Raw genomic sequence first — 16,536 nt, forward strand, 5'->3', positions numbered from 1 at the left:
CCCCCATCAAAGTCAGCCGTGAAAAAGGGTATCACTACACTGATCGGGAATGGCGCTTGCCGACGATACCCCTCACTAAGGGGGAGCTGTTTGCCCTGACTTTGGGAGGGAGAATGCTGGAAGCCTACGCCGGATCGGCCTATGCCCCGCAGTTGCGCTCGGCAATTGGGCGGTTGGCGCAACGGCTTCCAGAGCAGGAGTGGCTGGATCTCCAGCAGCTAGCCGATGAGCGGCTCATCTTTCGGGCAGGGGCAGAAACCCATCTGGATTGGGAGATTTGGCAGCGGTTGGAGGATGCCTGTCGGGAGAAAAGACGAGTGTGGATGCGCTATCGCACCGCCAGCCGAGGCGATCAAGTGTCGGAACGGGAGTTGGATCCCTATCTCTTGCACATCTACCGCGGCACCAATCCCTACGTGATTGGCTGGTGCCACAAAAGACAAGAAGTGCGCTGGTTCGTTGTCCCCACACCCGTGGGGGTGAACCGACAAATACAGCCAGCTGGTGCGTCATTTGCCGAGTTGTCCCCACACCCGTGGGGGTGAACCAGGCGTTGCGCCAAGGTTCACCTATTCCCCGGAGAGTTGTCCCCACACCCGTGGGGGTGAACCGGCCACCCGTCGCACCGCGTCGGCCAGGTTGGGCAGTTGTCCCCACACCCGTGGGGGTGAACCGGTGGTGCTGGTGCGCCCCGCCGGCTCCAGTTTGGGTTGTCCCCACACCCGTGGGGGTGAACCGCCAGTAAGAGATTCACGATGGAAGTGAACAACCCGTTGTCCCCACACCCGTGGGGGTGAACCGCCGCCGGACGCGCCAGATGAGCCGCCAGCAGAGCGTTGTCCCCACACCCGTGGGGGTGAACCGCGCTCAATCTGCTCACAAATCTCCAGTGCTGAGAGTTGTCCCCACACCCGTGGGGGTGAACCAATCTATGAGCCCCCTGGTAGTTCTCCTGCTGTACGTTGTCCCCACATCTGTGGGAGTAGCCGGCTAGACAATTAAGACAATCTCACATCTACCGGGATCCCTTGCCTAGGTGGGCGACACTGGGGCTAGGTCGCAGAAGCGCGATATCTAAGGAGGGGAGTATGAGCAGGAGCTTGCTGGAGCAGTTGCGAGAGATGACGGTGGTGGTGGCCGACACGGGGGATATCAACGCCATCGAGACCTTTAAGCCGCAGGATGCCACCACCAATCCCTCTTTGATTACAGCAGCCGCCCAAATGCCCCAGTACCAGGGCATTGTCGATGAGACCTTGCTCAAGGCCCGCCAAGACCTGGGATCCAAAGCCGACACCAAAGCCGTGGTGGCCCACGCCATCGACCAACTGGCGGTGGCCTTTGGCGTGCGCATTTTGTCCATCATCCCCGGTCGGGTTTCGACGGAGGTGGACGCCCGGCTCTCCTACGACACAGCAGCCACCGTGGCCAAGGCCCGCCATCTCATCGAGCTCTACAAGGCGGCAGGGGCGGATCCCAAGCGGGTGCTCATTAAGATTGCGGCTACTTGGGAAGGGATCCGCGCCGCCGAGATCCTGGAAAAAGAAGGGATCCACTGCAACCTGACTTTGATGTTTGGCCTGCACCAGGCCATTGCCTGCGCCGAAGCGGGGGTAACCCTCATCTCGCCCTTTGTGGGCCGCATCCTGGATTGGTACAAAAAACACACAGGCCGGGAGAGCTACCCGCCCGCCGAAGATCCAGGCGTGCAGTCGGTAACCCAGATCTACAACTATCTGCGCAAATACGATTACCCAACGGAAGTGATGGGGGCCAGCTTTCGCAACATTGGCGAGATCATCGAGCTGGCCGGCTGCGATCTCCTAACCATCTCGCCGGCTTTGTTGGCGGAGCTGCAAAACACCGAGGGCCACCTGGAGCGCAAGCTGGATCCGGAAAAAGCTAAGAAAATGGATATTCCCCGCCTGGTGATGGATCGGGCCACCTTCGACCAGATGCACCGGGAAAACCGCATGGCCTCGGAAAAACTAGAAGAAGGGATCCAGGGCTTCTCCAAGGCGCTGGAGGTGCTGGAAAAACTGCTCACCGAGCGGCTGCAGAAGCTGGAGGGCGCCAAGGAAACGATTACCCACGCCGCCCAGGATGTCTTCCGCATCTACGACCTGGATGGGGATGGCTTCATCACCCGCGAGGAGTGGATGGGAGCAGATCGCGTCTTCGATGCCCTCGACACTAACCAAGATGGCAAAATTACTCCCGAAGAAATGCTGGTCGGACTGGGGGCAGCCGTTTATCTGAGAAATTAGCCAGGCAAGCAAGCCCTATGGGCGAGAGCTTTCGCCGCTTTGGAGACGCAGTAGCCGCCCTGGAGGCCCAGGCCCGCCGCTGGATTGCCCAGTATCTGCAGGGGATCCCTTACGATCCGCCGCCGGGGCCGGCGGCCAGACAAGTGCTGCACTGGATCGAGACCGACTTGCTCCCTCGGCTGCAGCAAACCCCCCAGGAGCTGAGGCATCTCCTGCACGGGCTCAACGGCGGCTATGTGCCCAGCGGCCCTTCCGGTGCCCCCACCCGGGGCCGGGTGGAGGTGTTGCCCACCGGGCGCAACTTCTACTCGGTGGATATCCGCGCCATCCCTACCCCCACCGCCTGGCAGGTTGGCTCGCTGGCTGCCGAGCGGCTGGTGGAGCGCTACGTGCAAGAGCAGGGGGAATATCCCCGCCACCTGGGCCTATCCGTTTGGGGCACCTCTACCCTGCGCACCGGCGGCGACGACTGGGCCGAGGCGCTGGCGCTCTTGGGAGTCAGGCCCCGCTGGGAGGGGGGACGGGTGGTGGATATTGAGATTTTGCCCGTGGCGGTTTTGGGCCGGCCCCGCGTGGATGTAACCCTGCGCATTTCTGGGTTCTTTCGCGATGCTTTTCCCAACCTGATTGCCCTCTTCGACCGCGCCGTGCAGGCCGTGGCCGCCCTGGAGGAGCCGGAAAGCGACAACCCCCTGCGGGCCCAGGTGCTGGCCGATACCCAGTACTGGCAGGAGCAAGGGATCCCGCCTTCAGAAGCGGCAAAGCAAGCGCGGCTGCGCATCTTTGGCTCCAAGCCGGGGGCCTACGGAGCCGGCCTGCAGGGGCTGATCGAGGCGCAAAACTGGGAAACGGAAGCGGATCTGGCCCGCGCCTACCTCAACTGGAGCAGCTACGCCTACCGGGCCGAGGGCGAAGGAGAGCCGGCCCCCGCAGCCCTGCGGCGGCAACTGGCCCGCCTGCAAATTGTCCTGCACAACCAAGACAACCGCGAGCACGATCTCCTTGACTCGGACGACTACTACCAGTTTCAGGGAGGCATGGTGGCAGCGGTGCGGGCGCTCCAGGGCCGCAACCCCCAGATCTACTTCGGGGATCACGCCCGTCCCCACAACCCCAAGATCCGCACCCTGGCCGAAGAAATCGACCGCGTCTACCGCGCCCGCGTCGTCAACCCCAAGTGGATTGCCGGCGTGATGCGCCACGGCTACAAAGGCGCCTTCGAGATGGCCGCCACCCTGGACTATCTCTTTGCCTACGATGTCACCACCCACGCCGTGCCGGACTTTATGTACGCTGGCCTGGCCCGCGCCTACTTGCTGGATCCCCGGGTGCAGCAGTTTTTGCGCAACCACAACCCTTGGGCGCTGCGGGACATGAGCGAGCGGCTGCTGGAAGCCCACCAGCGGGGCTACTGGCAAGAGCAGGCGCCGGAGCTGGTGCCCCACCTAGAAGCCCTGATGCTGGAGACGGAAGCCCGCCTGGAGGCTACCCAGGGATCCCTGGCGGGGGAAGGTTAAGTTCGGCTAAGATGCTCTCAGCAAACCAGACGCGGAGGGATCCCGATCCATGAGCAAAGCCAAGCTGTTGCGAGAGATTCTGGGGCCCCTGCTGGAAGATTACCGCTACTGGTTTGAGCGCTCTCGTCGCTTTTTGCAAGAAGAAACTTTAGAATTCATCAGCCCAGAGGCGCAGCAGGCCCTCCTGGAGTGGGTTTTGGCTGCCCAAGCGGAGCTCCAGGCAGCGGAAGCTCTCTATCAGTTGTCGGATAATGAAGTTGGCGTTGACCCGGCCCTGATGGCAAAATGGCATCGCCTGCTGATGGAGTGCGCCGAGCTGGGCCGTCGCTTTCGCCAAATTCACCCCTCCTCCGACTCATCTGACCCGTGATGCTGCAGATCCTCTACCTCATCGCTTTTGTGGCCATTGCCTTTGTAGCCCTGCGCAACCTGGTGGCCAACGTGGTTACTCTGAGCAAAGAAGAGCGCAAGGCCTCGCCACGTCGAGGCCGCCGGCAGGTGCCCCACCCAGAGCTGTTGGATGAAGAAGGCAACCTGACGGAAGAGCCCTTGCTGGTCATTCGCTCGGCCAGCTTGGAAGAGGCCCGCAGCCGCCTGGAGGATCTCTACTCTGGCTCTCCCGACGAGGACTAAAAAAGGGAGTTCAAGAGCGGCGCAGGAGCTCCCCCTTTCTCGGTGTCGGCCCGAGTCAGGTGTGGGGGTGAGCAGCCTTTCCTGGATGAAGTTGCAGTAAAACATTTGGCGCCGAGAACTATCCCCAACTCCCCTCTCCCTCAGGGAGAGAGGCCAGGGGTGAGGGCAGCGGCGCGGGGCGCTTGGGTAGGCAGCAAGGTATCTTAATCTTGTCTGAGACAACTGCAGTCAATCTGGTTCTTCACCCAGTGGCCTCTGGAGCTGGCCTGCAGCGTTTGCGCAAACGTCACCAATGGGATCCGATTCCAGTTCCGATTTCGAGGTGGCAGCCGTCCTGGAGGCGGTGCTGAGCAAGCTGAAGGTTTTGGCGGAGACGGGACAGACCTTTGGCCAGCCGATTACCATTGGCGACACAACGATTGTCCCCTACGTGTCGCTCTACTTTGGCGTTGGGGGAGGAGGGGGCCATTTTGGCAAAACGGCCAGCGGCTTTCGCAGCAACGGACGGGATCCGGCCAGCCTGTTTGGCGGAGCGGGGGGCGGGGTGCGCATCGAGCCGGTGGGCTTTTTGGTGATCCGGGGGGAGCGGGTGGAGCTGCTAACCACGGCCCAAAAGCCCAGCCAGTGGAGCCAGCTTGGCGAGACTATAGTTCCCCTGCTGCAGCAGTGGTTGCAAAGCCGGGCCGACAACTCCTCATCCTCAAATGACCAGCCAAATGACTAGCCGCGAATGAAGAGGCGGGATCCCTGGGGGGAGGGCTGCACGTCGATGCGGTGGGGAAAGGCCTCTTGCAGGCTGGGGATGTGGGTGATCACCAGGATGCAGGCAAAGTCGGAGGCAATGGCGTTGATGGCCGCCAGCAACTGGGCCCGCCCGGTGGCGTCCTGGGATCCAAACCCCTCGTCGATGATCAACGTTTGCAGGTCGGATCCCGAGCGCTGGGTAAGCAGGCGGGAAAGAGCCAGGCGGATGGCGAAGTTGATGCGGAAAGCCTCTCCCCCAGAGTAGGTCTCGTAGGGACGGGTGCCGCGGGGATCGGCGATGAGGATGTCGAGGGTCTCGATCAGCTTCTCCGAGCGCCGCCCCGAGCGCTGGGTTACAAAGCGCAGATGGAGGCGGTGTTGGGTGAGGCGGCCCAGGATCTGGTTGGCCTGGGCCTCTAGCTCTGGCAGGACATTTTCGATGATCAGGGCGGGAATGCCGTTGCGGCCGTAGGCGTTGGCCAGCTCCTGGTACACCTGCTGCTGGCGGCGGGCCTGCTGCAGTTGTCGCTCCAGCTCCGTCCGCTCCGCCTGCTGTTCAAGAGCCTGCTGCAGCCGCTGTCGGGCCGCCCCGATTTGAGAAAGCACCAGATCCAGCTCTTGCCGGTTCTCCTGCAGAGCTTGGCGGATCCCTTCTAGATGAGCCGGGGAAACATCGGGGTGCTCGGCCAGTTGTCGCTGCAGCGCTTCCAGCTCTTGGGCAGCCTGGGCAAAGTGTTGCCGGCTTTCCTGCAGGCGTTGGGACAGGGCCTGGCTGCGGGCTGTGGCTTCCGGCAGCTCCTGGCGGGCCATCTGGAGGGCTTGCAGGCGGGCCGGCCACAGTTGCGCCTGGGCCAGTTCTGCTTTTACCTGCTGGTGCAGGGATCCGTCGTAGCCGACCTGGTGCAGCGCCTGCTCGATCTGGGCCAGGCGTTCTGCCAGCGGCGAGTCAGGGGATCCCGCCTGTTGCAGGGCCTCCAGTTGCGCTTGCAGGGAGGCGATTTGCTCGCCTAGGCGGGCGCGGCGCTCCTGGGCTTTGCGCAGCTCGTGGGAGCGGCCCAGGGCCCAGCGCCAGCGCTCCACCTCTCCCCGTTGCAAGGCATGTTCCCGCTCGTCATAGCCCAGCTGCTGCAGGGCCTGTTGGATCTGGGCAAGCTGCTGCCGCGCCTCTTGGGCATAAGCTTCTTGGCTGAGGATCTGCTCCAGTTCTGCGGCTTCTGCCCGCCGCGCCTCCAGTTGCCGCTGCCGCTCCTGCTCAGCCTCCCACTGCTGTTGCAGGCGCCCCTGAAGGTGCAGGCGCTCGTCCCAGGTGGCCAACTCTTGGCCAAGACGCTGGGCTTCTTCCTGCAGCAGCCCGATCTCCCGGTCGGCCACCGCCAATTGCTCGCGGATTACAAACAGCTCGCCAGCAATTTCCTCTTGCCGCTGGCGGTGTTTCTTCAGCACCACTGCCCTCAAGGACGGGCTGAGCGGACGGGCACAGAGAGGGCAAACCCAAATTGGGGCGGTCGGCACTTTGGTGGGCGGTGCTGGCATGGACTCGGCAGGCTGCTCTGAGAAGAGGGGGTCTGCGGTTACTTCGGATCCCGGTTCTGCAGCTCCCTCGGCAATGGCCTTCGCCCCCGACAAAGCATGGGTGGGACGGCACCGGCCAGAGTCTGGATCCGAAGGGCCCAAGTGATCCGGGCGATCCAGATCTTCTAGCTCTGCAGGATCCAAGCGCTCGGCGTGGAGGGACTCCGCTCCGCTATCGCCAACAGGAAACTCTTCCCAAGGAGCCTCTAGCAGGCGGCAGCGTTCCTCCTCCTGTTGCCACTGGTGCTGGAGAACCCGCTGCCGCTCCTGCAGCTTCTGCACAAAGAGGCGGCGCTCCTGGATTTTTTCCAACACCTGCTGCTGGTAGAGGCGCTGCCGCTCCAGCTCGGCCAGGGCTGCAGCGCTGGCGGCAATTTTCTGGGCCAGGTGCTGCTGCTGTTGGGCCAGGGTTTCCTGGCTTTGCAGGTGCTCCTGGAGGAACTGGAGGCGGGCTTGCAGACGTTCTCCCTCGCGGCGGATCTCCTCCTCCCAGTGCCGTTGTTGCTCCAGGAGGGCAGCGGCTTGGGCCTGGGCCTCGTTTAAGCTTTGCAGGCGCTCCTGGGCTTGCCGGTAGTGGTGGAGGGCGTTTTCGATGCGCTCTCGTTCGGCCAGCACCTGGGCATCGGCCTGGGCTTGGGCCTGGCAGGCGGCCAATTCCTGTTGCAGCCGCTGCATTCTGCGCAGTTGCTGCTGTTGTTGCTCGGCCTGTTGGGCCTGCAGCTTTTGGCGTTCTTGGAGCAGGTATTGCTGTTGCTCGAAGAGGTGGTGAAGATGGCGATCCTGGGCCATCAGGGTTTGATAGCGTTCGTAGCCCGCCAGGATCTCCTCGCTTTGGGCAATCAGCTCTTGCAACTGGAGCAGGTGCTGTCGTTGAGCTCGCCACTGCTGTTCGGTGTGGTGCAGGTTGACGCTGAGCTTGTTCAGGTGCTGGGCAAGCTGCTGGTGGCGCTCCTCCAGGGTGTGGCGATGTTCATAGGCGCGTTCTAGGGCCTGTAATTCCTGCTGCTGTTGGGCCAGGAGCTGTTGCAGATGGATTTGCCGCTGTTGAAGCTGCTCCAGTTCGGCTTGCATCTGCTCGATAGAGACCTGGTGTTGATCCAGCTTGTGCAGGCGCTCTTGGAGCAGGTCGGCTTTGAGCTTGGCGCTGCGGGCCTGTTCGCGGCAACGCTCCGCCAGCAGATCGTACTGCCCCAGCTTGAGCATGTCGGCCAAGATCTGCTTGCGCTCGCCGGGACGCTTCAGGGTAAAGGCATCGGCCTGCCCCTGCCGCAGGTAGGCCGAGTGAACAAAGGTATCGTAGTCGAGGCCGAGCTGATTTTGGATGGCCTGTTGGGTGGCACGCAGGCCGCGGCGGGTGAGGCTGCGCCAACGGGCTTGGCCGTCGCTTTCTCCAGTTTGAATTTGCCACTCCAGGGATCCTTCCCCCGCGAGGTGGCGACTGCGCAGGACGCGGTAGGTTTGCCCCCGCGAGCGGTAGACCACCTCCACCCAGGTTTCGCTGGCCCCCTTGCGGATGAGATCGCTGTCGTTGCTGGCCCGGCTCTGTCCCCAGAGGCCCCAGGTAAGGGCGTCGAGCAAAGCCGATTTGCCCGCCCCGTTGGGGCCGCAAATGCAAGCGGTGTGGATCCCGCGCAGATCCAAAACCGCCTGAGAGTAGCAGAGAAAATTGTGTAAGGTCAGGCGAACTGGGATCACAAGGGCGGCTCTGGTCGCTGCAAAGCAATGGCGATGAGCCATTTGCTCCAGTTTATGAAGTTATTGGCTAGATCCCAAGTTTTGCCACAGCCAGAAAACGGTTGTCCCACCGCCCTGAGCCCACCAGGGAAACTGGCACTGCTGCTGAGGCGGAGCAACCCGAAGGAGCAAGTGCGGTTGCGGAACCAGTAACTAAGAGTTCCTAGGCTTACTGCTGGGCCGGAGCAAGCTATAGCTAGGGGGAGTACGTCCATCTGCCCTCCTCGCCAGCCGGGATCCCGGGAGACAGCCATCCAGAACCTAGTTGGCCCACTGCGGAGCGAGGGGGATGTTAGAACGGGGAAGGCGGAACACCAGATGGCGGAGTGATGGAGCTATGAAGGAAGACTGGGCAAAACGGTTGCGCAACAGTTTAGTTGCCGTGGTGGCCGTGCTCCTGGCGGCAGGCTTGTTTTTAGCCAATCAAGCTCGTCAGGCTGGCACCAGCTTGGCTGACTTGGCTGCAGAGGCAGTGTCCTGGGAGGAAGCGCAGGCCAACGGCAAGCCTTCTCTGGTGGAGTTTTACGCCGATTGGTGCACCACCTGCCGAGCGATGGCACCTCTCCTGGCCAGCCTGAAGAAAGAATTTGCCGATCAGGTGAACTTCGTCATGCTGAACGTGGACAACCCCAAGTGGCTGCCGGAGTTGAGCCGCTACCGGGTGAACGGGATCCCTCACTTTCTCTTTTTGGATGGTCAAGGGGAAGTGCTGGGATTTGCCATCGGAGAGCAGCCTGCCGCCATTTTGCGGGGCAATGTGTTGGCTCTGGCAACTGGGCAGCCCCTGCAGTTGACCAATGCCGGACAGGTGTCTGAGTTGGATCGGGGCAGGCCTGTCCTCCCGCATCAGGCGGATCCGCGCAGCCATGGATAGAGACCTAGGAGCTCGCAGTTGTCGGGCTTGAGGCTCCCAACTGTCCCTCTAAGCCGCCCACTGGTCTTGCCAGTTAACCGCTCCCTGAGTTGCGCCCGCCCCCCTCTCCCACGCCGCTGAGGACGGATGTTCTCCACCGGGAAAACCAGCGCCTACCTCTTCCAGGTGGGGGAGTCCCCGCGGTTGAGGATCGCCAAGCAGCGACTGTCTCGGCAGCGTCGAGGTAAGGCCAAACTTCTTCGGTTAGGCTTGGGCAGCCTGCAGCCGCAGGTGCTGAACTAGAGCCTGTAGGCCCAATAGGTAGCTGTGGGCTCCAAATCCACTGATTTGGCCGATGGCTACAGCAGCAATGTAGGAGTGTTGCCGGAAAGGTTCGCGGCGATAGATATTGCTCAGGTGAACTTCCACCGTGGGCAGCCCTACGGCAGCAATGGCATCCCGCAGAGCGATGCTGGTGTGGGTGTAGGCGCCAGGGTTGATGAGGATGCCGGAGTGCTGCTGGCGAGCCCGGTGAATGGCATCGACCAACACCCCCTCATGGTTAGACTGCAGGATCTCCAGCTTTGCCCCAAGAACTTCTGCCTGCTGGTGGAGCGCCCGATCGATCTGTTCTAAGGACACCGAGCCGTAGATGCCTACTTCTCGCACCCCCAGCAAGTTGAGGTTGGGGCCGTGCAGAACCAGAAGGCTTAGGAGCTCACCAGCGGAAGCAATGGCAGTCGGATTAACGACGACGATGGGATCCATTTTCTACGGGAATGGGAGCAGGTTGGGGCTGAGGACTTCCCAGAAGAGTATCAATCACACGTTCCACCCATTCGCGGATCTTTTCGAGAACTTTTTCTACCCAATCCATCCGACCTGCCTCGTAGGAGTTACAGAGCCATCAACGGAGCTTGACCAATGGATCTCCATGATAGCGCTTTTTCCCGACAAGCGTGGAAATGCCATCGGACTAGTAAAGGGCGCTCAGGAGCACGATATCCACGACCAGGAGGGCACCTGCAAAGGCCAGCAGGCTGCGCACAATTTGACGCTCTTGTTTGGAGCGATGGGATCCGCCAAGGCGGAGCCAGCGGAGAGAGTTGGGGAGGCGGTACAGCATAGCAACAGTCGATGGGATCCTAACTTAGGAGCGCCAATGCCCCAAGGTGATCATGCCCCATTCTGTGAGCTTCGGATCCCGGCGGACTTCCCCACGCTGGGGGGGAATACCAGCGTGGCTATGGGGACCAATTCCTTTTAGAGTGGGGGTTAGGCCATTTTTGTTGTCGATGACCACTCCTCTAACTCAAGCCGAAACCGTTTTTCAGCGTTGCTGGGATCACTGGCAAGCTCTGGCCAGCCGTCAGGATCTGCAGCCGGAGTTCAAAGCTTTATCCACTCTGCGCAAGCGTCTTGTCACTCGGGTGTTTTCCATTGCGGTGTTTGGTCTGGTCAACCGCGGCAAGTCGGCTGTCTTGAACGCCCTGACCGGCGAGGCCCGCTTGGAGGTAGGGCCCCTCAACGGGGTGACGCAACAGCCGCAATCGCTGCTGTGGCAGCCGGGGCCGGGGATCCCTTGGCAGGTACGGTTCATCGATACGCCCGGCTTGAACGAGATCAACGGAGAAGCCCGCGAACAGTTGGCCTGGGAGGTGGCCCGCGCCGCCGACTTGATCCTGTTTGTCATCGCCGCAGACCTGACCCAGTTGGAGTACCAGGCTCTGTTGGAGCTGCGCACCCTGCACAAGCCCATCCTGCTGGTGTTGAACAAGTGCGATCTCTATTCGGAAGCCGAGTTGCAGGCCATTCGCGCCCAGATCAGCCGCCACTTGGGCTGGGTGTTGCCGCAGGAGATCTTGACGGTGGCCGCCCGTCCCAAGCCCACTAAGGTGCGCACCCACTGGCCAGATGGCCGCATCACCTTGGAATGGGAGCGGCCCGCACCCCAGATCGAGGCCCTGCGAGGGCGCATTGTGGAAATTTTGCAGGCAGAGGCGGGATCCCTCTTGGCCCTCAATGTGCTGAAGCGGCTGGAGCACCTCCAGGCCCAGCTCTGGCAAAAGCAGTGGCAGCACCACGCCCGCTTTGTCGAGCAATGGGGCACGGCCTGCGCCCTCGGCAAGGGGATCGCGGTGGGCTTGGCGCCACTGGGGCTAGATCTGCTGTTGGCGCCGCTACTGGATGGGCTGTGGCTGTTGGGCCTGGGAATGCGGCTGCGCCTGCCCTGGGGATCCTTACGGGAGGCGCTGGGATCCGCCCAGGAGGGGCTGTGGCGACTGCTGCTGCTCAATGGGGCGCTGCTGCTTTTGGCCGAGGGGGTGAGCTCTTGGCTGTGGGGAGGCTGGAGCAACAGCCTCTTGCCGGGTCTGGTGGCGGGGGCGAGTTTGTACCGCTTGGGATCCCTGGCGCCACGGGTGTTGCTCCGGTTTGCCCCAGAGGGGTTCGGCCTAGGGGCCCTCTTGCGGGATCTCATCAGCAGCCAAGAGCTGGCTGAAAAGGCCTAGGGTTCCTCTTCCCGGCCATCCTGAGCCATTTCGGCGGCGTGGTAGGAGCTGCGCACCAGGGGCCCAGAGCGCACCTGGCGAAACCCCATCTGGAGGGCAATCTGGCCCAGCTCGACAAACTCCTCCGGCGTCCAGTAGCGCTGCACCGGGCGATGGGCCAGGGAAGGCTGCAGATACTGCCCCAGGGTGAGCCGGTCACAGCCTACCGCCAGCAGATCTCGAAAGGTTTCCAGCACTTCTGCGCGGGTCTCGCCGTGCCCCAGCATCAGGCCGGACTTGGTGGGCAGGCCGGGATCCAGCTCCTTCACCGTTCGCAAAACCCGCAACGACAGGTCGTAGCCAGAGCTGCGCCGCACCGCCTGCGACAGCCGGCGCACCGTTTCGATGTTGTGGTTGTAGCAGGTCGGTCGGGCCGCCACCACACGGGCAATGCAGTCGCGCTCCCCGCGAAAATCGGGGGTGAGCACCTCGATCTGGATCCCAGGGCAGCGCCGCCGAATCGCTTCCATCACCTCCACGAAGCGGCCGGATCCCTGGTCGGGCAGGTCGTCGCGAGCTACCGAGGTGAGCACCACATAGCGGAGCCCCAGCAGCTCAACGGCCTCAGCCACCTTTTCCGGCTCCTGCGGATCCAACGGCGCGGGCCGGCCGCTAGCCACCTGACAAAAGGAACAGGCGCGGGTACAGATCCCGCCCATCAGCAGGAAGGTGGCAGTCTTTTGGCTGTAGCATTCGGCCCGATTGGGACAGCGCCCCTCTTCGCAGATGGTGTGCAGGCCCCGCTGCTTGATCACCTGCTGCACTGCCGAGATATCGCTGGCCTTGCCGATAGAGCGCTTGACCCAACTGGGAAGAGAGCTAACAGGCATGGGAGGACGAGAAAGAAGAGATAGCGTCCATTGTGGCATGGACGCCTTCCAGATCGATCGCCCTTGGCCGGAAAAGGGCTAGGCCACCTGAGGAGAGGTTAGCATCTGGTTGACGATGCGCTGCACAATTTGAAAGCCAGTCGCCGCCTGCCAGCCCAGGATCCCCAAAATCACCAAATTCAGCAGGAGGTGGACATTGCGAGCCCAGGCCTTTTGGCCATCCTTCATCAGGGGCGCCAAAGCCGCAGAGCTAGCCACCAAGGCCACAATGCCCAATCCCGCCAGCAAGTGGGGGCCAACAAACAGCTTGCCGTTGTTGAGGTAGGTCACCCCCATGCCGCCCAGGGCCCCGAACACCATCAACAGCAAGAACAGGGATCCCGCAAGAAAGTGCCGCTGGCCAAACTTACCCTTGACGAGTTCTTTGCGCTCTTGTGCAGAAGCAGTGCGCAGCCGTCGCACCTGCAGGCCCAGGTAAAGAGCGTAGAGAGCTAGGGCAAAGGCGAAAATCATCAGCACAGGGTGAAAGAAGGGCAAAGCCAGCTTCAGCCATTGGGGAAGTTGAATGCTGTTCATAGGGATTGCGCAACGAAGAGGAGGCTGCCCCTAAATTAACACAAATTTAAAAAACTTCTGTCGCGGCACGGGCGCGTGTGGACTCCGGGAGTGGGAGCCCTATCTGCATCAGATGCTGGTAGAAATGGATTTGCCATTGGCAGCGGGCCAGATGATGGGCTTTGCGACTTGGGTAACGCTGCGGATCCCAATTCCAGTAGCAGTCTTCCAACCAGTCTTGCAAGAAGCCATCCCCAATTTCAGGGTAAGCAGTTGGAGCCTTGATCAGGAGGGGCTTTGTGGCGCTTTTCGGTAACCGTGGATCCCTTTTAGCTTTTTTCCGGTAGCTCGATTGCTGTTGCCTTTTCGGCCTTGCTGCCTGCCCTCTGGGCTTGGGTCGAGGGTGGAAACCGTCCTTGCGCACAAGGCGTTCTTCCTCCCTCCGTAAGCCTGGCCGAGGAGGGATCCCTTGGCGCGCCCCGATACCGTGATGTCTCCCCTTCGTCCGCTGCCACCCCCCGCCTCAAGATCCAAGCCACAGGGCATAATGGGCTAGCAACTTCTTTTGAACAGGGATCCGCAGCAGCATGGGACGGGCAAAGAAAGTGGTATTGGCCTATTCGGGGGGCGTCGATACTTCCGTCTGCATCCCCTATCTCAAGCACGAGTGGGGGGTGGAATCGGTGGTCACCCTGGCGGTGGACTTGGGTCAGGGGGCGGAGCTGGAGGCCATTCAAGCCAAGGCCCTGAGGGCCGGGGCCGAGCAATCCCTGGTGCGGGAGGCCGTCCAGACCCTGATTGCCGACTACGCCTTCCCCGCTATCCAGGCCAATGCCCTCTACGAGCAGCGCTACCCTCTCTCCACTGCCCTGGCCCGGCCCCTGATCGCCCAGCTGTTGGTGGAGGTGGCCGAAGAGGTGGGCGCCGACGCCGTGGCCCACGGCTGCACCGGCAAGGGCAATGACCAAGTCCGCTTCGACCTGGCCATCGCCGCCTTGAACCCCAAGCTCAAGGTGCTGGCCCCGGCGCGCGAGTGGGGCATGACCCGCGAGGAGACCATCGCCTACGGCGAGCGCTACGGCATCCCTATGCCAGTACAAAAATCCAGCCCCTACAGCATCGACCTCAACATCCTGGGCCGCAGCGTCGAAGCCGGGATCCTGGAGGACGCCGACCAAGAGCCGCCGGAGGAAGTCTACGCCCTCACCCGCTCTATTGCTCAAACCCCCGACGAGCCCGCCTACGTGGAGATCGCCTTTGAAGAGGGGATCCCGGTGGAGCTGGACGGGCAGCGCCTCGGCCCCAGAGCCCTCTTCGAGCGGCTCAACGCCTTGGCCGGCAGCCACGGTGTCGGTCGCATCGACATGATCGAGGATCGGCTGGTGGGGATCAAGTCGCGCGAGATCTACGAGTGCCCGGCCCTAACGGTGTTGATCCAGGCCCACCGCGAGCTGGAGAGCCTCACCCTCACTCGCGAGGTCCTCCACTACAAGTACGGCATCGAGACCACCTACAGCCAGTTGGTCTACAACGGCCTCTGGTACTCGCCGCTGCGGGAGGCCCTGGACGCCTTCATCCGCACCACCCAAAAAAGCGTTACCGGCGTGGTGCGGATGCGCCTGCACAAGGGCCAGGCGGTCTGCGTGGGCCGCCGCTCCCCTTACTCCCTCTACAACGCGGAGCTGGCCACCTACGGGGAAGGGGATCAATTCGACCACCGGGCTGCCGAAGGCTTCATCTACATCTGGGGCCTGCCTACCCGCACTTGGGCGCAGGTGCACCGCGGCAGTGGTGCTTGAACTCTACCGCCAGGCAATTTGTCCATCCGGGGTGCTGGTCAACCGGCTAGCCTGCTGGGGGGGAGGTGTCAAGCCGCTTGCCTGCTGGCACGACGGCGCAGGTGGGCCAGGTTTGCCACCGCGGAGGTGAGGGGCTCTCTCTAGGTTCCTGCCGTCCAGGTGTTGCCGTACTCGATCTGCTCCGGGGTAAGGCTGTCGATGGAGATCCCCATGGCTTTGAGCTTGAGGCGGGCGATGGCCTCGTCGATCTCTGCCGGAATGGGGTGCAGCCCTGGCGCCAGGCGGCCACGGTTTTTCACCAGGTACTCGCAGGCCAGGGCCTGGTTGGCAAAGCTCATGTCCATGACGCTGGCGGGATGGCCTTCGGCGGCAGCCAGGTTGATCAGCCGGCCCTCTCCCAGGACGAACACCGATTTGCCCGACTGGAGACGGTATTCTTCCACAAAGGGGCGCACCGTCTGCCGGGAAACCGTCCGCTCTTGCAGCGCCACCAGGTCGATCTCGATGTCGAAGTGGCCGGCGTTACAGACCATCGCCCCATCTTTCATACGGTCGAAGTGCTCGCCGCGGATGACGTGCTTGTTGCCGGTGACGGTGATGAACAGATCCCCCAGGGAAGCGGCCTCGGCCATGGGCATAACCCGAAAGCCGTCCATCACCGCCTCCAGGGCCCGCACCGGGTTGACCTCGGTCACGATTACCTGGGATCCCATGCCGCGGGCCCGCATCGCCACCCCCTTGGCGCACCAGCCGTAGCCGGCCACCACCACCGTTTTTCCGGCCAGAAGAATGTTGGTACAGCGCAGGATGCCGTCCAGGGTGGATTGGCCGGTGCCGTAGCGGTTGTCGAACAGGTGCTTGGTCTCGGCATCGTTGACGGTCATCACCGGGAAGCTGAGCACCCCCGCCTTAGACATGGCCCGCAGGCGCACCAGGCCGGTGGTGGTCTCTTCCGTGGTGCCGATGATCTCCGGGAGCTGCTCCTGGCGATGCTGCACCAGCTCCGCCGTCACATCGCCGCCGTCGTCGATGATCAAGTTGGGACGGTGATCCAAGGCAATTTGCACATGGCGGCGGTAGGTTTCCACATCTTCCCCCTTGATGGCAAAGACCGAGATGCCGTAGTCGGCCACCAGGCTGGCGGCCACATCGTCTTGGGTGGAGAGGGGGTTGCTGGCGATGAGGACGCTCTCCGCTCCCCCTGCCTGCAGCGCCAAGGCCAGATTGGCCGTCTCGGTGGTGACATGGCAGCAGGCCACCAGGCGCAGGCCGGCCAGGGGCTTTTCTTGGGCAAAGCGCTCCCGGATCTGGGCCAGCACCGGCATCTCCCGCGCCGCCCACTGGATCCGTTGCCTGCCCAGAGAGGCGAGGCCCAGGTCTTTAACTTCGTGCTTGGGGAGAGACAGGGTGGCGCTGGTCATCGAGAAGGCTCCAAAGAGAGTTGTCGAAAAAGGATAGAGGTTCAGCCGAGCTACACGGCCAG

Annotated in this window: 13 protein-coding genes, 2 pseudogenes and 1 CRISPR repeat array; of the genes and pseudogenes, 9 read left to right on the forward strand and 6 right to left on the reverse strand. The window is 62.5% G+C overall.

Going from position 1 to position 16,536, the window contains the following annotated elements:
• Positions 1–323: 323 nt before the first annotated feature.
• The 6 genes and pseudogenes from SYN63AY4M2_RS14110 to SYN63AY4M2_RS03985 form a co-directional block, all read left to right on the forward strand.
• Positions 324–404: pseudogene (locus SYN63AY4M2_RS14110) on the forward strand (hypothetical protein); the annotation flags it as partial.
• A 54-nt stretch (positions 405–458) separates the two neighbouring features.
• Positions 459–990: direct repeats of the CRISPR family, unit length 28 nt; unit sequence GTTGTCCCCACACCCGTGGGGGTGAACC.
• Between the two features lie 98 nt (positions 991–1,088).
• Positions 1,089–2,267 carry a transaldolase gene (locus tag SYN63AY4M2_RS03965; RefSeq protein WP_011429619.1) on the forward strand — a complete coding sequence of 393 codons (1,179 nt, stop codon included), beginning with the start codon at positions 1,089–1,091 and terminating at the stop codon, positions 2,265–2,267.
• Positions 2,228–3,784, forward strand: a pseudogene (locus SYN63AY4M2_RS03970) (cobaltochelatase subunit CobN); the annotation flags it as partial. The gene SYN63AY4M2_RS03965 and the pseudogene SYN63AY4M2_RS03970, both read left to right, overlap by 40 nt.
• A 49-nt stretch (positions 3,785–3,833) precedes the next feature.
• Positions 3,834–4,154 (forward strand): DUF2605 domain-containing protein, encoded by a 321-nt coding sequence (locus SYN63AY4M2_RS03975; RefSeq protein ID WP_099812374.1) that lies wholly within the window; start codon positions 3,834–3,836, stop codon positions 4,152–4,154.
• On the forward strand, positions 4,154–4,417 hold the full coding sequence (locus tag SYN63AY4M2_RS03980) for a DUF2973 domain-containing protein (protein WP_041438126.1): 264 nt from the start codon (positions 4,154–4,156) through the stop codon (positions 4,415–4,417). The genes SYN63AY4M2_RS03975 and SYN63AY4M2_RS03980 overlap by 1 nt, the downstream gene beginning before the upstream one ends.
• Before the next feature lie 292 nt (positions 4,418–4,709).
• Positions 4,710–5,141, forward strand: a complete 432-nt coding sequence (locus SYN63AY4M2_RS03985; protein ID WP_011429615.1) for a GerW family sporulation protein — start codon at positions 4,710–4,712, stop codon at positions 5,139–5,141.
• Here SYN63AY4M2_RS03985 and SYN63AY4M2_RS03990 read toward each other — a convergent pair.
• On the reverse strand, positions 5,138–8,470 hold the full coding sequence (locus tag SYN63AY4M2_RS03990; RefSeq protein WP_240530493.1) for an SMC family ATPase: 3,333 nt from the start codon (positions 8,468–8,470) through the stop codon (positions 5,138–5,140). The two genes, SYN63AY4M2_RS03985 and SYN63AY4M2_RS03990, sit on opposite strands and share 4 nt — an antisense overlap.
• A gap of 334 nt (positions 8,471–8,804) precedes the next feature.
• Here SYN63AY4M2_RS03990 and SYN63AY4M2_RS03995 point away from each other — a divergent pair, with 334 nt between their 5' ends.
• A complete protein-coding gene (locus SYN63AY4M2_RS03995; RefSeq protein ID WP_011429613.1) occupies positions 8,805–9,341 on the forward strand; it encodes a thioredoxin domain-containing protein in 537 nt (178 codons plus the stop codon).
• Between the two features lie 243 nt (positions 9,342–9,584).
• Here the strand turns inward: SYN63AY4M2_RS03995 and aroQ are convergent, their stop codons facing one another.
• Together aroQ and SYN63AY4M2_RS13755 are read right to left on the reverse strand one after the other, a co-directional pair.
• On the reverse strand, positions 9,585–10,088 hold the full coding sequence (gene aroQ / locus SYN63AY4M2_RS04000) for a type II 3-dehydroquinate dehydratase (RefSeq protein WP_011429612.1): 504 nt from the start codon (positions 10,086–10,088) through the stop codon (positions 9,585–9,587).
• A 208-nt stretch (positions 10,089–10,296) separates the two neighbouring features.
• The gene (locus SYN63AY4M2_RS13755) at positions 10,297–10,446 is read right to left on the reverse strand and encodes a hypothetical protein (RefSeq protein ID WP_011429610.1); all 150 of its coding nucleotides are present in this window, start codon (positions 10,444–10,446) and stop codon (positions 10,297–10,299) included.
• Positions 10,447–10,615: 169 nt separating this feature from the next.
• On the opposite strand from SYN63AY4M2_RS13755, the gene SYN63AY4M2_RS04005 reads away from it, so the two are divergent.
• Positions 10,616–11,830, forward strand: a complete 1,215-nt coding sequence (locus tag SYN63AY4M2_RS04005; RefSeq protein WP_011429608.1) for an Era-like GTP-binding protein — start codon at positions 10,616–10,618, stop codon at positions 11,828–11,830.
• Here SYN63AY4M2_RS04005 and lipA read toward each other — a convergent pair.
• Entirely contained in the window at positions 11,827–12,699 is an 873-nt protein-coding gene (gene lipA, locus SYN63AY4M2_RS04010) for a lipoyl synthase (protein ID WP_011429607.1), read from the reverse strand. The genes SYN63AY4M2_RS04005 and lipA overlap by 4 nt on opposite strands.
• A 78-nt stretch (positions 12,700–12,777) precedes the next feature.
• The gene (locus SYN63AY4M2_RS04015; RefSeq protein ID WP_011429606.1) at positions 12,778–13,275 is read right to left on the reverse strand and encodes a DUF4079 domain-containing protein; all 498 of its coding nucleotides are present in this window, start codon (positions 13,273–13,275) and stop codon (positions 12,778–12,780) included.
• 566 nt (positions 13,276–13,841) lie between these two features.
• On the opposite strand from SYN63AY4M2_RS04015, the gene SYN63AY4M2_RS04025 reads away from it, so the two are divergent.
• The gene (locus tag SYN63AY4M2_RS04025) at positions 13,842–15,053 is read left to right on the forward strand and encodes an argininosuccinate synthase (protein ID WP_011429604.1); all 1,212 of its coding nucleotides are present in this window, start codon (positions 13,842–13,844) and stop codon (positions 15,051–15,053) included.
• A 140-nt stretch (positions 15,054–15,193) separates the two neighbouring features.
• Here the strand turns inward: SYN63AY4M2_RS04025 and ahcY are convergent, their stop codons facing one another.
• Positions 15,194–16,474, reverse strand: a complete 1,281-nt coding sequence (gene ahcY / locus SYN63AY4M2_RS04030) for an adenosylhomocysteinase (RefSeq protein WP_011429603.1) — start codon at positions 16,472–16,474, stop codon at positions 15,194–15,196.
• Between the last annotated feature and the right edge of the window lie 62 nt (positions 16,475–16,536).

It is taken from the genome of Synechococcus sp. 63AY4M2, assembly GCF_002760475.1.
Taxonomy (GTDB): Bacteria; Cyanobacteriota; Cyanobacteriia; order Thermostichales; family Thermostichaceae; genus Thermostichus.

Excerpts from the sequence above, each read along its gene's own strand:
- SYN63AY4M2_RS03965 (WP_011429619.1), top strand. The coding sequence starts at position 1,089 with ATGAGCAGGAGCTTGCTGGAGCAGTTGCGAGAGATGACGGTGGTGGTG.
- SYN63AY4M2_RS03975 (WP_099812374.1), top strand. The coding sequence starts at position 3,834 with ATGAGCAAAGCCAAGCTGTTGCGAGAGATTCTGGGGCCCCTGCTGGAA.
- SYN63AY4M2_RS03980 (WP_041438126.1), top strand. The coding sequence starts at position 4,154 with ATGCTGCAGATCCTCTACCTCATCGCTTTTGTGGCCATTGCCTTTGTA.
- SYN63AY4M2_RS03985 (WP_011429615.1), top strand. The coding sequence starts at position 4,710 with ATGGGATCCGATTCCAGTTCCGATTTCGAGGTGGCAGCCGTCCTGGAG.
- SYN63AY4M2_RS03990 (WP_240530493.1), bottom strand. The coding sequence starts at position 8,470 with ATGGCTCATCGCCATTGCTTTGCAGCGACCAGAGCCGCCCTTGTGATC.
- SYN63AY4M2_RS03995 (WP_011429613.1), top strand. The coding sequence starts at position 8,805 with ATGAAGGAAGACTGGGCAAAACGGTTGCGCAACAGTTTAGTTGCCGTG.
- aroQ (WP_011429612.1), bottom strand. The coding sequence starts at position 10,088 with ATGGATCCCATCGTCGTCGTTAATCCGACTGCCATTGCTTCCGCTGGT.
- SYN63AY4M2_RS13755 (WP_011429610.1), bottom strand. The coding sequence starts at position 10,446 with ATGCTGTACCGCCTCCCCAACTCTCTCCGCTGGCTCCGCCTTGGCGGA.
- SYN63AY4M2_RS04005 (WP_011429608.1), top strand. The coding sequence starts at position 10,616 with ATGACCACTCCTCTAACTCAAGCCGAAACCGTTTTTCAGCGTTGCTGG.
- lipA (WP_011429607.1), bottom strand. The coding sequence starts at position 12,699 with ATGCCTGTTAGCTCTCTTCCCAGTTGGGTCAAGCGCTCTATCGGCAAG.
- SYN63AY4M2_RS04015 (WP_011429606.1), bottom strand. The coding sequence starts at position 13,275 with ATGAACAGCATTCAACTTCCCCAATGGCTGAAGCTGGCTTTGCCCTTC.
- SYN63AY4M2_RS04025 (WP_011429604.1), top strand. The coding sequence starts at position 13,842 with ATGGGACGGGCAAAGAAAGTGGTATTGGCCTATTCGGGGGGCGTCGAT.
- ahcY (WP_011429603.1), bottom strand. The coding sequence starts at position 16,474 with ATGACCAGCGCCACCCTGTCTCTCCCCAAGCACGAAGTTAAAGACCTG.